Below are 13,225 nucleotides of genomic sequence, written 5' to 3' on the forward strand. Positions count from 1 at the left end.
TTTTCGTACATACTGTTTTTGACGTTCACCCAATCTATTAACTGTTTATGATTTTAATCAAGGAGTTAACATGTCTGGTTGGTTCGAATTAAGCAAAAGCAGCGACGGGCAGTTTAAGTTCGTGCTCAAGGCGGGCAATGGCGAAGTGGTCCTCACCAGCGAGCTGTATAAAACCCGCGCCTCGGCGGACAACGGTATCGCCTCCGTGCGAACCAACAGCCCGCTGGAGGAGCGCTACGACAAGAAGGTTGCCAGCAACGGGAAGTTCTACTTCAACCTCAAGGCCGGCAATCATCAGGTGATTGGTACCAGCCAGATGTACGCCACGGAGCAATCCCGGGATAAAGGCATTGCCTCGGTGAAAAATAACGGTGGAACCGAAACGGTGAAAGACAAGACTTAACCGGAACCAGGGCGGCGGGGCAATCCGCGAGCATTCACCTGGGTGATGTTTTCGCGTGATGCTGCCCCGGCCGCCTTTTCCCGGTCGCAGCCTCAATGGCTTGTTGTTTATCGCCGGGAGCCTGGCCGTAAAAATGAAAGTTGAATCCTCCCCTGCGGCGTATCGCCCTTTAGAACTTCACCTGTCCATAGCGAGTCAAACGCCCGGCACGGATCTCCCGCAGCTTGTCTCACACATCAAAGGCAAAACCGGCATCGTGCCTGAGCACCTTATCCCGCTTCAAAAAGTCGCCTCGGAACACAATTGCATCATTGCCGTTCGCCCGGTGGACAAGCTGGCAACGGCGCTGATTGAGGCCGGGTATCCGACCAAAGGATTTCACATCAAGGGGAAAAGCGCCTCGTGGGGGCCGCAGGCGGGGTTTATCTGCGTGGAGCAGCGGTTCAGCAAGCTGGAGAATGCCTCGCCCGAGCGAATCGCGAAGTTTAACCTGCAAACGCAGGCCTGCATTGTTGACGGGCATGCTGCCGCCGTGCCGCTGGAAGTTTCCCAGAGCCGCCTGCACGACCTGTTTGAGCAGGGGCTTATCGACAAGCTGTCACCTGAGAGCGCCGGCGGCGTGAGTCATCTCAGGGCCAGCGGGCCGGGCGGGGAGCTTTATGCGTTTGAGGCCCGGCGCCTGCCGGGCAGCGGAGAAGCGCGGTATCAAATTTCCCATCACGGTGTACCCCTGCAGGTGCTTGCCCCACACGCTGAAGCCCGGCCCTTCACCGCGGATTATGATCTGCTGGTCATCGCCCCGCACGTCAGCGAGTTAGGGCCTGAGGATAATTTGCAGGTGCCGGATGTGTCGCATCAGGTATTTCGCCAGCGGCTGGAAAATTACCGCACGCTGCCTGAGCACCAGGCGCTGCGCGGGGACTATGACAGCCCGGCGAGTTTCTACCGCAAGAGCGACGAGGAAACGGGCAACACGAGCGAGCGCGCCCGCAGGATGATTGGCGTGCTAAACCAGGCGCTGGTGGGGGACGGGGAAAAAGTGGTGCATCACGCAACGGACAGCGCCAACCCGGTTACCGATCCTGAGAGCAACTACCCGGCCACGTTCGCGCTGCCCCATAAAATCGGGCGCTTTGCACCTTTGTGCATTATTGAAAACAAAGACGATCTTGCGGAGCTGGTGCTTCAGGCCAAGAACGCGGGCTACCACGTGCCGCTGAATCCGCTGTGGGAAAAGGAGGTCCTTGGCGTGCGCAGCGACAGGTTTACTGCCGCAAAGTTAACGCTGGAGGCGGCGCAGTTCACAAGGCCGATTCGGCAGCGCTAAAGTCGCGTTTCGATATATCGCAGGGAGAAATCCCAAAAGCGCATTCATTGTTCAAAAAATAATCGTCGGCGGGTCGATACTGAAACCAGAAGCATATGACTTACCCAAAAGTTAACTCACAGAGGGATATGCTGATGAACAGAGATCTACAGGCAGTAAAGAATTTTGATTTTCTGGCGCGCAGCTTCGCGCATATGCAGGCTTCGGGGCAGCAGGTGAATCTCCAGGCCGTGACAGGCAACATGAGCCGTGAGCAGAAAACGTGGTTCTGCGAACGCTTCAACCAGTATTGCGAAGAAGAATTCCGGGCCGCCGAGCTCGAACATTGAAATAACGGGCCATGCGGCCCGTTAAAGTTGCAGACAAAGAAGGAAAAAGCGTGGTTTTTCCTTCTTTGTGGCGAGCAGCCGAAAATCAATGGATTGATTCTCCAGTTTATTTTCAGGTAACAGATTGCAGAACTTTATCCGCATGAGCTTTGTCATCAGTCTCGACGGGCCAGATGGCCCGTTATCTGTTTTAGCCCTTCAAAACGCCTGTTTCATCCAGACTCTCGTCAATTACCTGTTATCCGGCTGGGCGCGAACGTTGTTCAACCCGCTGGTGTTGATCCGGTATGGCAGCCCGTTGCTGGATTTAATCAGCTTCTTGGTTCTGAGCTTTTTGAACACGGCCAGCGTGCAGTCGCTAAGCAGTAACCCTTCGCGGGAGTAACATTCAACGGCGGTGACGCGGCCTGACGAGTCGCGAGTGTGAACGATGCGTCCCCCTTTCGCTAAAATGTGAAGGGTACGCTGTTCCTGACGGGATAAATTCATGCTGAAAAACCTTTTATCATCATGTGCAAAACGTGCCAACACAACGCGTGTGTTCGCATAAGAGTTAAGCGCAGTGATAATCAGTCCGGCCTGTGACAGGCGGGGCACTGATTATCAGATGATGACATTCTCCAGCATCAAGCCTCTGAGTAAGTTCGGTAGAAACAACGGGCGGATAATAACACAGAAAAACTAAAGGGAAATAATTAAGGGATCCAGTTGTCCCACGCTGGCTGCGGCGAAAGCTCCCCCACAAGGAAATCAATAAACGACCTGACCTTAGGATTGCTGTATTTGCTCGGGAAATAGAGGGCGTACAGCGCATGGGTTTCGTAAGTGATGATGCCGTCCAGCAGCAGCGGGGTTAGTTCATCCTTTTGAATATGGTCGCCAATCAGATAGGTGGGCAGGTAGGCGACGCCCTGATTTTCCAGTACGGATTTAAGCAGTACCAGGCTGCTGTTGGCCTGGATTGGCGTACGCATTTTTACCAGGTGCTGCCGTTCGTGCTCGTCTGTAGTTTTAATCTGCGGTGTCAGCCCTGGGTAAACCAGGCAGTCGTGCGTGACCAGATCCGTGCGTTTGCCCGGCATCCCTTTCTTGCTGAGGTAGTCTGCGGTGGCACAGTAAGCCCAGCGAACTGGAGCCAGTTTGCGCATGGCGTAATTTTGCGGCGGAGAGGTGGATATTCGCAGGGCGATATCGAAGTCGGATTCATTAAGATTAATAAAGTTATCGTTGAGATCAATATAAAGATTCACATCGGGGAAGTTCGCCCGGTATTTATCAACAAGGTTGACCAGCCTGGCGTAGCCAAACGCAATAGAACAGGTGATGCGCAATTCACCCTGCGGATTGTTGTAATAGCTTGATGTGGTATTTAGCGTGTCGTCGAATTCTTTAATTAACTTATTAGCGCGGTTAAACAAATATTGCCCCGCATCGGTTAGCGTGATGCTGCGGGTCGTTCTTTTGATAAGCGTTGTGCCCAGTAAATCCTCCAGCGCCGCCAGGCTCTTGCTCACCGCCGAAGGCGACACGCTGAGCTGTGCCGCCGCTTCAGACAGCCCGCCGCAATCGATAATTTTGACGAATACCTCGAGATGCTTGAGTGAAATTGGCGCGCTCATTTTTTCCTTTTATTCACAAGTGATTTGAGGAAACGGTATTAATTCCCCATACCAATCCAATTTCAAAAGTGTAACTATTGCGCTGTAGTAAATAAATAAGTTGGAAAATGAATTTTATACATTATTAGTGATTTTCATCACAAAAGTCCGGGGATTTAATTACAGCAGTTGGTAATTGTGATTTTCGTCCCAGTTATTATTACTTTTATTGAGAAGGTATCCTTTATGTGGACACGCCTCGAACCTTACAAATCATCTTTTGTTCTTTTATTTGCTCTCATTGTCGGCGGCTTGCTGGGTATTTATGCCCCAACTTACGCCATTAAATTACAACCTGTCGGGCAAATATTCCTCAACCTGTTGTTTGTGATTATTGTGCCGCTGGTTGGCGTCAGCGTGATGTCATCTATTGCCGGCATGACCGACCTTAAACGGTTAGGCCGCATCATGGTGGTTATTTTTATTGTTTCCATCGCCATGGCGCTTATTCCCGCCGCAGGCATTGTGCTGCTGGCGCTTTGGTACAACCCGGCACAGGGCGTGACCATCGATCTTTCCCATTCGGTGAAAGGCGGCTCAGGGGAGATGGATTTTGTCAGCATGGTGACCACCAGCGACTTTGTCGGGTTGTTCTCCAAGTCGAACATCCTGGCGCTGATCGTGATTGCGATTATCGCCGGTGTAGCGATTGGTCAGTCGGCGGATGCGGGTAAACGCATCGCCGCTCTGCTGCAGGACGCCAATACCGTTATCATGAAAATTGTCTCTATTATCATGAAGGTGGCACCTGTCGGCCTGGGCTGCTACTTCGCTGCAACCATGGCGAGCCAGGATGCTTCGCTGCTGATGACCTTCGCTCGAGCCATCGGATTATTTATGGCGGCAACGCTTATCTATTACGTGCTTGGCTCCATTTTCTATTCGTGGATTGGCGGCGGGCTTCCGGCAGTAAAAGCGTTCTGGAAACACGCGATTGAACCTTCCGCGACCGCGCTGGGCACCTGCTCTTCGCTCGGTACTCTGCCGGTTACGCTGCGTGCGGGCAAGGCTATGGGCATCAACCCTGAAATCGTCGATGTCTCGATTCCGCTGCTGGTGAACCTCAATAAAGGCGGCGTGGCGATGATTGCCGCGTTGAAAATCGTCTTTATCTATTCAGTTCTTGGCCTGCCATTTACCAGCGAAACCTTCTTCCTCGCGATGCTGATTGCCGTGCTGTCGGCCATCATCGTTGGCGGCGTGCCGGGCGGCGCGTTCCTCGGGGAGATCTTTATTGTCACGACGCTGGGGCTGCCGATGGAAGCCATCCCGCTGCTGGTGGTGCTTGGCACCATTACCGATGCACCGGCCACGCTCATCAACGTGATCCACGATCTTAATGCGGCACAAATCGTGGAACGCTTCGCCGGAAAGAAGCGTGGTGAACCGGAAACCAGCGCTCCGCTGGCCGCAAACAGCCTCGCTGGCTAAGCCCTCTGAATGGAATGAATCAGGAAATAACGGGAGAATTTTATGAAACAGAAAAGTCATCTTGAAACTCAGCTGATCGTCGCCGGGCGTGAAAAACGCTACACCCAGGGGGCGGTAAATGCGGTTATCCAGCGCGCGTCCTCGCTGGTATTTGACAGCGTGAAAGCCAAAAAATTTGCCACTGCCAACCGGGCAAACGGCGAACTGTTCTATGGCCGCAGAGGCACGCTGACGCATTTTTCCTTCCAGAAGGCGATGACGGAGTTAGAAGGCGGTGCCGGGTGCTCGCTTTATCCGTGCGGCGCGGCGGCGGTCACCAATGCGATTCTGGCTTTTGTCAGCGGCGGAGATCATATCCTGATGACCGGCGCGGCCTATGAGCCAACGCAGGATTTCTGCAACAAGATCCTGAGCAAATTCAACGTCTCAACAACGTATTACGATCCGCTGATTGGCGCCGGGATCGCTGAGCTCATCCAGCCGAATACCCGCGTTGTTTTCCTTGAGTCTCCGAGCTCAATTACCATGGAGGTTCAGGACGTGCCCGGCATGATTAAGTCTATTCGCGCCGTTAACCCAGAAATTGTTGTCATGCTGGACAATACCTGGGCCGCCGGGGTGCTATTCCGTGCGCTGGATTGTGGTGTAGATATCTCGATTCAGGCCGGGACCAAATACACCATCGGCCATTCGGACGGCATGTTGGGGACGGCGGTTGCCAACGAACGCTGTTGGGATCGCCTGCGTGAAAACTCGTACCTGATGGGCCAGACGCTGGATGCCGATACGGCGTATATGGCTGCCCGTGGCCTGCGCACGCTGGGGGTGAGGTTGAAGCAACATGAGGAAAGCAGCCTCGCGATTGCCCGCTGGCTGTCGGCTCATCCGCTGGTGGAACGGGTTAACCATCCCGCGCTGGCTGAATGTCCGGGACATGCGTTCTTCGAACGCGACTTTTCCGGCAGCTCCGGCCTGTTCTCCTTTGTGCTAAAACAGCGCCTGACGGACGAGCAGCTTGCGGGTTACCTGGATAATTTTACGCTGTTCCATATGGCGTATTCCTGGGGCGGGTTTGAGTCACTGATCCTGGCCAACCAGCCGGAAGAGCTGAACGACATTCGTCCGGCAGGCAAAGTTGACTTCAGCGGCACGCTGGTGCGAGTCCATATTGGCCTGGAAAACGTTGAAGAACTGATTGCTGACCTGGAAGCCGGTTTTACCCGCATCGCCTGATTCCCTCTTTTGCCGCCCGCAAGGGCGGCTTTCTCGCCCGAGTTATTCTGCTATTTCCTTTGTTTTGGAATAAAATATTCGTGATTGTGTTCACGCACATGGAATAAAATATTCCATACTATGCACAACAGAACACACATAACGGATGTCCCGATGAAAATTAACTTAACCAAACTGGTCACCGAAGGCCGCAATCCGGCCAGCGCGGAAATCGACACTCTGCCCACCTTAGAGATGCTTAAAGTTATTAATAATGAAGACAAGCAGGTGCCGCTGGCGGTGGAAGCCACGCTGCCGCAGGTCGCTCAGGTTGTCGATAAAGTGGTGGCGGCTTTCGCCCAGGGCGGCAGGCTGATTTACAGCGGCGCAGGAACGTCCGGCCGTCTGGGGATCCTGGATGCAAGTGAGTGCCCGCCAACCTTTGGCACGCCGCGTGAGCAGGTCGTCGGGCTGATTGCCGGTGGGCACCCGGCCATTTTGCAGGCGGTAGAAAACGCCGAAGACAACCGTGAAATGGGTGAGCAGGATCTGCGTAACCTGAACTTCAGCGCGCGTGACGTGCTGGTAGGGATTGCCGCCAGCGGGCGCACGCCTTACGTACTGGGCGCTATGGCCTATGCAAAAAGCGTGGGGGCCACCGTCGCCGCAGTCTCCTGTAATCCGGGCAGCGAAATGAGCCTGGCGGCGGATATCGCCATTGAACCGGTCGTCGGCCCGGAAATCGTCACCGGCTCTTCACGCATGAAGGCCGGGACGGCGCAAAAGCTAATCCTGAATATGATCACTACCGGGTCGATGATTCGCAGCGGCAAAGTCTACGGCAACCTGATGGTGGATGTGGAAGCCACCAACGCCAAGCTGATCCAGCGCCAGGTCAATATTGTGGTGGCGGCGACCGAATGCAGCCCGGAGCAGGCCGAAGCGGCGCTTAGCGCCTGCCGCCGCCACTGCAAAACGGCGATCTTCATGCTGCTGAGCGGCCTGTCAGCCGAAGAGGCAAGCGATCTGCTGGCGAAAAAACAAGGCTTTATACGTGAAGCATTACGGGGGTTAAACGGGTAGCTATGGCGAAAATCACCGGCTCGATGATGGCAGACATCCTGCGCCTGACGGGCGGCAGCGGCAATATCCTTGTCTGCGGCAACTGCATGACGCGCCTCAGGCTGACGCTCAAAAACAGAGATCTCGTTCAGCACGACGACCTGAAGAAAATCCCCGGCGTGATGGGCGTGGTCAACGGCGACGACCAGCTGCAAATTATTCTCGGCCCCGGCAAAGCGCAAACCGCCAGCGAGCTGATGAATGGCCTGTTAAAGCAGGAGGGCTTAAGCGAGCCGGAGCGTGGCGAAAGCGCGGACCTGGCCGCGCTCGCCAGCCAGAACAAACAGCAGATGAAGGCGAAGCAGAACAGCGCGGTGCATAACTTCCTCACCAAGTTTGCCACCATCTTCACGCCGCTGATCCCGGGCTTTATCGCCGCCGGGCTGCTGCTGGGTATTGCCACGCTGCTGCAGCAAACGCTGATCGTTGAAGGCACAGCGCCTGCGGCCTGGCTGACCCAGCTTATCGCCTATATGAAGGTATTCAGCATCGGGCTGTTTACCTTCCTGAGCATTCTGATTGGCTTCAACACCCAGAAAGCTTTCGGCGGCACCGGCGTGAACGGGGCAATCATCGCCTCGTTGTTTATTCTGCGCTACGTGCCGGAAGGCAAAGTGGGCTACTACGCCGGGATGGATACCTTCTTCGGGCTGGCTATCGACCCGCGCGGCAACATTATTGGCGTGCTGCTGGCCTGTATGCTCGGAGCGTGGATCGAACGCCAGGTTCGACGGATGATCCCGGACAACCTGGATATGATCCTCACCTCGACGATCACCTTATTGATCACCGGGGCGATCACTTTTGTGGCGATCATGCCCATCGGCGGCGAGCTGTTCAAAGGCATGTCCTGGCTGTTTATGCACCTGAACGGCAACCCGTTCGGCACGGCGATTCTGGCCGGGCTGTTCCTGATTGCCGTGGTGTTTGGTATTCACCAGGGATTTGTCCCGGTCTACTTCGCGCTGATGGATGCCCAGGGCTTTAACTCGCTGTTCCCGATTCTGGCGATGGCCGGTGCGGGGCAGGTGGGCGCGGCGCTGGCTCTGTTTGCCCGCTCGCCGAAAGGCTCGGTCCTGCGTACGCAAATCAAAGGGGCGATTATTCCCGGCCTGCTGGGCATTGGTGAGCCGCTGATTTACGGCGTGACGCTGCCGCGCCTGAAGCCGTTTATTACCGCCTGTATCGGTGGCGGCATCGGCGGGTTCTTTATCGGGCTGGTGGCCTGGCTGGGGCTGCCCGTCGGACTGAATACGGTGTTTGGGCCGTCAGGTTTGGTGTCGATTCCGCTGATGACTTCCCATCAGGGGATCTTCGCCGGGATGGCGGTTTACGTTGCCGGGATTGTTATCGCCTATGTGGCCGGGTTTATCATGACCTGGTGTTTTGGCAGTAAGAACGTTGATTTGACTTAAGTTAATATGACTCTTGCCCGCCCGCCTTCTGCGGGCGGCGTTATTCCCGCTCAGCAGCTAACCTTGCCCACTTTTTTTCTAAGGACGGAAAGGCATTAGCGATAATTTTTTATTCTTTTATGGAATCGTTGCCGTTGGAAATACTGCTCTCTCCCCCGAGACAGGAGCAGAATCATGGCAGCAAAACGACACTCACTCTGGCTGGTTGCACTGGCCCTAATTGCGGCTCAGGCCCACGCGGTGGACGTTACCGTGGCGTACCAAACCTCCGCCGAACCCGCCAAAGTTGCGCAAGCCGACGACGCTTTTGCCAAAGATAGCGGGGCGAAAGTGGAATGGCGTAAGTTCGACAGCGGCGCGAGCGTGGTGCGTGCGCTCGCCTCGGGCGATGTGCAAATCGGCAATATCGGCTCCAGCCCGCTGGCCGTTGCCGCCAGCCAAAACGTACCGATTGAAGTCTTCCTCCTGGCCTCCCAGCTCGGTAACTCTGAAGCGCTGGTGGTCAAAAAAGGCATCAAAACGCCGCAGGACCTGATCGGCAAACGCATCGCCGTGCCGTTTATTTCTACTACCCATTACAGCCTGCTGGCTTCCCTCAAGCATTGGGGCATCAAGCCGGATCAGGTTCAAATTCTAAATCTTCAGCCTCCGGCAATTATTGCCGCGTGGCAGCGCGGGGATATCGATGCCGCTTACGTCTGGGCTCCGGCGGTGAACGAGCTGGAAAAAGACGGCAACGTGCTCACGGACTCGGCGCAGGTGGGCAAATGGGGCTCCCCGACGCTTGACGTCTGGGTCGTACGTAAAGACTTTGCTGAAAAACATCCTGATGTGGTCACCGCTTTTGCCCGCAGCGCCGTTGCGGCTCAGAAAGGCTACCTCGACAATCCTGACGGCTGGCTTCAGCAGCCGGACAACCTGAGCAAGCTTTCGCGCCTGAGCGGCGTACCGGAAAACGACGTCCCGGGGCTGGTGAAGGGCAATACCTACCTGACGGCGAAGCAGCAGGTTGAGCAGCTTAGCGGCCCGGTGAATAAAGCCATCGTGGACACCGCGCACTTCCTGAAAGAGCAGGGCAAAGTGCCGGCGGTCGCCACCGATTATAGCCAGTTTGTGACCGACCGCTTCGTGAAGCCGCTGGCGCAGTAAACAGGAGACACGGCGATGCTACAGGTTTCGCATCTCAGCGCGGAGTACGGCGGCAAGCCGGTACTCGACGACATTAATCTGACGGTGGACGAGGGCGAGCTGCTGGTGGTGCTCGGCCCTTCCGGCTGCGGTAAGACCACGCTGCTTAACCTGATCGCCGGTTTCGTTCCCTATCATTCCGGCAGCATTACGCTTCAGGGCAAAACGGTTGCAGGCCCTGGCGCCGAGCGCGGGGTTGTTTTTCAGAACGAAGGGCTGCTGCCCTGGCGATCGGTACTGCATAACGTGGCCTTCGGACTGCAGCTTGCCGGGCAGGCTAAGCCCGAGCGGGAAGAGATTGCGCTCGACATGCTGCGCAAGGTTGGACTGGAAGATAAGGCGAAAAACGCCATCTGGCAGCTTTCGGGCGGGCAGCGGCAGCGGGTGGGCATTGCCCGGGCGCTGGCGACGAAGCCCCAGCTTTTGTTGCTGGACGAGCCGTTTGGTGCGCTGGATGCCTTTACCCGCGAGCAGATGCAAACTCTACTGCTGAAGCTGTGGCACGAAAGCCGTCGGCAGGTGCTGCTGATCACCCACGACATTGAAGAGGCGGTCTTTCTGGCGACGGAACTGGTCTTGCTCTCGCCAGGCCCTGGCCGCGTACTGGAGCGGCTTCAGCTTGATTTTGGCCGTCGCTTTGCCGCCGGAGAGCCGTGCCGAAGCATCAAATCCGATCCAGAATTTATCGCCAAACGTGAATACGTGCTGAGCCGCGTGTTCGATCAGCGGGAGGGCTTCTTATGAGCATAGTGATTCCGGACAAACCCGTGCGCCGCAGGCTTGCCTTGCGCTGGCCGTTTTCGCGTCAGCTTACCCTGAGCGCAACCACGCTGGTGGCGTTGGTGCTGCTGTGGTGGTGGGTGGCGGCGCAGCATTGGATAAGCCCGCTGTTTCTGCCGCCACCGGGGCAGGTGCTGGCGAAGCTTATCACCATCGCCGGGCCGCAGGGCTTTATGGACGCCACGCTTTGGCAGCATCTGGCCGCGAGCCTGGGGCGCATTCTTACCGCGCTTGCCGCTGCGGTGTTGATAGGCATCCCGGTGGGCATTGCAATGGGGCTGAGTCCCACCGTGCGCGGCATTCTTGATCCGCTGATCGAGCTTTACCGCCCGGTGCCGCCGCTGGCCTATTTACCGCTGATGGTGATTTGGTTTGGCATCGGCGAGACATCCAAAATCCTGCTGATTTACCTGGCGATTTTTGCGCCGGTGGCCATGTCCACCATGGCGGGCGTGCGCAGCGCGAAGCAGGTACGCATTCGTGCGGCTCAGGCGCTCGGGGCATCTCGCTGGCAGGTTATCTGGCATGTGATTTTGCCGGGCGCGCTGCCGGAAATTCTGACCGGATTTCGCATTGGGCTGGGCGTGGGCTGGTCCACGCTGGTGGCCGCAGAGCTTATCGCCGCCACGCGCGGGCTGGGCTTTATGGTGCAGTCCGCCGGTGAGTTTCTGGCGACCGACGTGGTGCTGGCCGGGATCGGCGTCATTGCCGTCATCGCATTTTGTTTAGAACTGGGGCTACGGGCGCTACAGCGCCGCCTGACCCCGTGGCATGGAGAAGGGCAATGAGTGAAAAAGTGAACATTAAGCCGTTGGGGCCGTATATCGGGGCGCAGGTTGACGGCGTGGATTTAACGCGCGGCCTGAGCGACAACCAGTTCGAGCAGATTTACCACGCGCTGATCCGCCATCAGGTGCTGTTCTTCCGCGAGCAGGAAATTACGCCCGAGCAGCAGCGCGCGCTGGCTCTGCGTTTCGGCGATCTGCATATTCACCCGGTTTACCCGCATGCCGAAGGCGTGGAAGAAATTATCGTGCTGGATACCCACAACGATAATCCGCCGGATAACGACAACTGGCACACCGACGTGACCTTTATTGAAACGCCGCCTGCCGGAGCGATTCTGGCGGCGAAGCAGCTGCCGGAAACCGGCGGCGATACGCTGTGGACCAGCGGGATTGCCGCTTATGAGGCGCTGTCCGAGCCGTTTAAAAAGCTGTTGTCCGGGCTCGAGGCCGAGCACGATTTCCGTAAATCGTTCCAGGAGTATAAGTACGCCCACAGCGAAGTCGAACACCAGCGCTGGCGCGAAGCCGTGGCGAAGAACCCGCCGCTGCGCCATCCTGTGATTCGCACGCATCCGGTCAGCGGCAAGCAGGCGCTTTTCGTCAACGAAGGCTTTACCACGCGCATTGTTAACCTGACAGAAAAAGAGAGCGAGACGCTGCTGGGCTTCCTGTTTGCCCACATCACCAAACCAGAGTTCCAGGTACGCTGGCGCTGGCAGCAAAACGATATTGCCATCTGGGACAACCGCGTGACGCAGCATTACGCCAACGCCGATTATCTCCCGGCTCGCCGTATCATGCACCGCGCGACAATCCTCGGGGATAAGCCTTTCTGGCGCGGCTGAGCATCCGAAGGTGTGATTGATATTCGCTCTTTTGGTGGTTATTATAACCACCAAATTTCACTTCATGGATGAAGGAATGACAAGTGCAGAGCTGATAAGGATGTTGAAAAAGTTGGGATGGCTACACGTGCGTACCAGAGGCAGCCACCACATTTTTGAAAAAGAAGGTGAGGCAAACCCTGTCGTGGTACCCCACCCAACCAAGGATTTGGCCCCGGAACGTTGCATAAAATTCTTAAGCAACTGGGTGAGAAATGAATAAGTGGCGTGCCAACGAGTAGCGCTTTCAGGAGAGAGGAACGTATGAAATATCCTGTGTATTTGCACCAGGCCGAAAGTGGAAGCTGGTCAGGGTTTGTGCCGGATATTGAAGGCTGCTATTTCGCCGGAGACACCATCGATGAGGCTATCGATGACGCCCATGGCGCGATTAATGCTCATCTGGAATATCAAAGCGAGAAAGGCAGAGCGGTGCCTGTTGCTCTGACGATTAACGATCATAAAAATGATGAGAGTTGCCAGGGGGGCGTTTGGGGATTTGTTGATATCGATATTACCCGGTACGAAGGTAAATCGGTAAAATTGAATATTACGTTGCCACAATCCTTGCTGGCGAGAATCGATAGCTATGTCAGTGGTAATAGGGAGTACGCCAGCCGAAGTGGTTTTTTAGCAGAGCTGGCTCGCCGTGAATTAACTAAACGCCTGTAGCTTCTCATCACGAATA

The 13,225-nt window shown here is 55.9% G+C and carries 15 protein-coding genes; 13 read left to right on the top strand and 2 right to left on the bottom strand.

The genetic code is table 11. The annotated features are described in order from the left end of the window. Positions 1 to 70: 70 nt before the first annotated feature. The 3 genes from WFK85_RS14100 to WFK85_RS14110 all read left to right on the top strand — a co-directional run bounded on the left by WFK85_RS14100 (position 71) and on the right by WFK85_RS14110 (position 2,059). Positions 71 to 403, top strand: a complete 333-nt coding sequence (locus tag WFK85_RS14100; protein ID WP_008460852.1) for a YegP family protein — start codon at positions 71 to 73, stop codon at positions 401 to 403. Between the two features lie 133 nt (positions 404 to 536). Continuing rightward, positions 537 to 1,730 (top strand): anthrax toxin-like adenylyl cyclase domain-containing protein, encoded by a 1,194-nt coding sequence (locus tag WFK85_RS14105; RefSeq protein ID WP_336708636.1) that lies wholly within the window; start codon positions 537 to 539, stop codon positions 1,728 to 1,730. Positions 1,731 to 1,858: 128 nt separating this feature from the next. Next, on the top strand, positions 1,859 to 2,059 hold the full coding sequence (locus WFK85_RS14110) for a glycogen synthesis protein GlgS (protein WP_071530516.1): 201 nt from the start codon (positions 1,859 to 1,861) through the stop codon (positions 2,057 to 2,059). A gap of 231 nt (positions 2,060 to 2,290) precedes the next feature. Here the strand turns inward: WFK85_RS14110 and WFK85_RS14115 are convergent, their stop codons facing one another. Both WFK85_RS14115 and WFK85_RS14120 read right to left on the bottom strand, forming a co-directional pair. Next, on the bottom strand, positions 2,291 to 2,548 hold the full coding sequence (locus WFK85_RS14115) for a YjhX family toxin (RefSeq protein ID WP_336708638.1): 258 nt from the start codon (positions 2,546 to 2,548) through the stop codon (positions 2,291 to 2,293). 206 nt (positions 2,549 to 2,754) lie between these two features. Continuing rightward, a complete protein-coding gene (locus tag WFK85_RS14120; RefSeq protein WP_336708640.1) occupies positions 2,755 to 3,678 on the bottom strand; it encodes a LysR family transcriptional regulator in 924 nt (307 codons plus the stop codon). 225 nt (positions 3,679 to 3,903) lie between these two features. On the opposite strand from WFK85_RS14120, the gene WFK85_RS14125 reads away from it, so the two are divergent. The 10 genes from WFK85_RS14125 to WFK85_RS14170 all read left to right on the top strand — a co-directional run bounded on the left by WFK85_RS14125 (position 3,904) and on the right by WFK85_RS14170 (position 13,209). After that, on the top strand, positions 3,904 to 5,148 hold the full coding sequence (locus WFK85_RS14125) for a cation:dicarboxylate symporter family transporter (RefSeq protein ID WP_166995153.1): 1,245 nt from the start codon (positions 3,904 to 3,906) through the stop codon (positions 5,146 to 5,148). A 42-nt stretch (positions 5,149 to 5,190) separates the two neighbouring features. Then, a complete protein-coding gene (metC, locus tag WFK85_RS14130) occupies positions 5,191 to 6,381 on the top strand; it encodes a cystathionine beta-lyase (RefSeq protein ID WP_336708643.1) in 1,191 nt (396 codons plus the stop codon). A 153-nt stretch (positions 6,382 to 6,534) separates the two neighbouring features. Further along, a complete protein-coding gene (murQ, locus tag WFK85_RS14135; RefSeq protein WP_336708644.1) occupies positions 6,535 to 7,443 on the top strand; it encodes an N-acetylmuramic acid 6-phosphate etherase in 909 nt (302 codons plus the stop codon). 2 nt (positions 7,444 to 7,445) lie between these two features. Then, entirely contained in the window at positions 7,446 to 8,897 is a 1,452-nt protein-coding gene (gene murP / locus WFK85_RS14140; protein WP_336708646.1) for a PTS N-acetylmuramic acid transporter subunit IIBC, read from the top strand. A gap of 174 nt (positions 8,898 to 9,071) precedes the next feature. Next, on the top strand, positions 9,072 to 10,046 hold the full coding sequence (tauA, locus tag WFK85_RS14145) for a taurine ABC transporter substrate-binding protein (protein ID WP_336708648.1): 975 nt from the start codon (positions 9,072 to 9,074) through the stop codon (positions 10,044 to 10,046). A gap of 15 nt (positions 10,047 to 10,061) precedes the next feature. After that, a complete protein-coding gene (gene tauB, locus WFK85_RS14150; RefSeq protein WP_008460871.1) occupies positions 10,062 to 10,829 on the top strand; it encodes a taurine ABC transporter ATP-binding subunit in 768 nt (255 codons plus the stop codon). Beyond that, positions 10,826 to 11,653 carry a taurine ABC transporter permease TauC gene (gene tauC / locus WFK85_RS14155; RefSeq protein WP_166995162.1) on the top strand — a complete coding sequence of 276 codons (828 nt, stop codon included), beginning with the start codon at positions 10,826 to 10,828 and terminating at the stop codon, positions 11,651 to 11,653. The genes tauB and tauC overlap by 4 nt, the downstream gene beginning before the upstream one ends. Further along, complete coding sequence (gene tauD / locus WFK85_RS14160; RefSeq protein ID WP_166995164.1) at positions 11,650 to 12,498, top strand: taurine dioxygenase; 849 nt, start codon at positions 11,650 to 11,652, stop codon at positions 12,496 to 12,498. Before tauC ends, tauD begins: the two co-directional genes overlap by 4 nt. A 100-nt stretch (positions 12,499 to 12,598) precedes the next feature. After that, positions 12,599 to 12,760: a type II toxin-antitoxin system HicA family toxin gene (locus tag WFK85_RS14165; protein ID WP_336708739.1), complete on the top strand. Its 162-nt coding sequence runs from the start codon at positions 12,599 to 12,601 to the stop codon at positions 12,758 to 12,760. A 41-nt stretch (positions 12,761 to 12,801) separates the two neighbouring features. Beyond that, complete coding sequence (locus WFK85_RS14170) at positions 12,802 to 13,209, top strand: type II toxin-antitoxin system HicB family antitoxin (RefSeq protein ID WP_008460879.1); 408 nt, start codon at positions 12,802 to 12,804, stop codon at positions 13,207 to 13,209. The last annotated feature ends 16 nt before the right edge of the window (positions 13,210 to 13,225 follow it).

The sequence above is a fragment of the Cedecea sp. VD22 genome, assembly GCF_037150195.1.
Taxonomy (GTDB): Bacteria; Pseudomonadota; Gammaproteobacteria; order Enterobacterales; family Enterobacteriaceae; genus Cedecea.

Coding starts and splice junctions, on each gene's coding strand:
- WFK85_RS14100 (WP_008460852.1), top strand. CDS start 71: ATGTCTGGTTGGTTCGAATTAAGCAAAAGCAGCGACGGGCAGTTTAAG.
- WFK85_RS14105 (WP_336708636.1), top strand. CDS start 537: ATGAAAGTTGAATCCTCCCCTGCGGCGTATCGCCCTTTAGAACTTCAC.
- WFK85_RS14110 (WP_071530516.1), top strand. CDS start 1,859: ATGCTGATGAACAGAGATCTACAGGCAGTAAAGAATTTTGATTTTCTG.
- WFK85_RS14115 (WP_336708638.1), bottom strand. CDS start 2,548: ATGAATTTATCCCGTCAGGAACAGCGTACCCTTCACATTTTAGCGAAA.
- WFK85_RS14120 (WP_336708640.1), bottom strand. CDS start 3,678: ATGAGCGCGCCAATTTCACTCAAGCATCTCGAGGTATTCGTCAAAATT.
- WFK85_RS14125 (WP_166995153.1), top strand. CDS start 3,904: ATGTGGACACGCCTCGAACCTTACAAATCATCTTTTGTTCTTTTATTT.
- metC (WP_336708643.1), top strand. CDS start 5,191: ATGAAACAGAAAAGTCATCTTGAAACTCAGCTGATCGTCGCCGGGCGT.
- murQ (WP_336708644.1), top strand. CDS start 6,535: ATGAAAATTAACTTAACCAAACTGGTCACCGAAGGCCGCAATCCGGCC.
- murP (WP_336708646.1), top strand. CDS start 7,446: ATGGCGAAAATCACCGGCTCGATGATGGCAGACATCCTGCGCCTGACG.
- tauA (WP_336708648.1), top strand. CDS start 9,072: ATGGCAGCAAAACGACACTCACTCTGGCTGGTTGCACTGGCCCTAATT.
- tauB (WP_008460871.1), top strand. CDS start 10,062: ATGCTACAGGTTTCGCATCTCAGCGCGGAGTACGGCGGCAAGCCGGTA.
- tauC (WP_166995162.1), top strand. CDS start 10,826: ATGAGCATAGTGATTCCGGACAAACCCGTGCGCCGCAGGCTTGCCTTG.
- tauD (WP_166995164.1), top strand. CDS start 11,650: ATGAGTGAAAAAGTGAACATTAAGCCGTTGGGGCCGTATATCGGGGCG.
- WFK85_RS14165 (WP_336708739.1), top strand. CDS start 12,599: ATGTTGAAAAAGTTGGGATGGCTACACGTGCGTACCAGAGGCAGCCAC.
- WFK85_RS14170 (WP_008460879.1), top strand. CDS start 12,802: ATGAAATATCCTGTGTATTTGCACCAGGCCGAAAGTGGAAGCTGGTCA.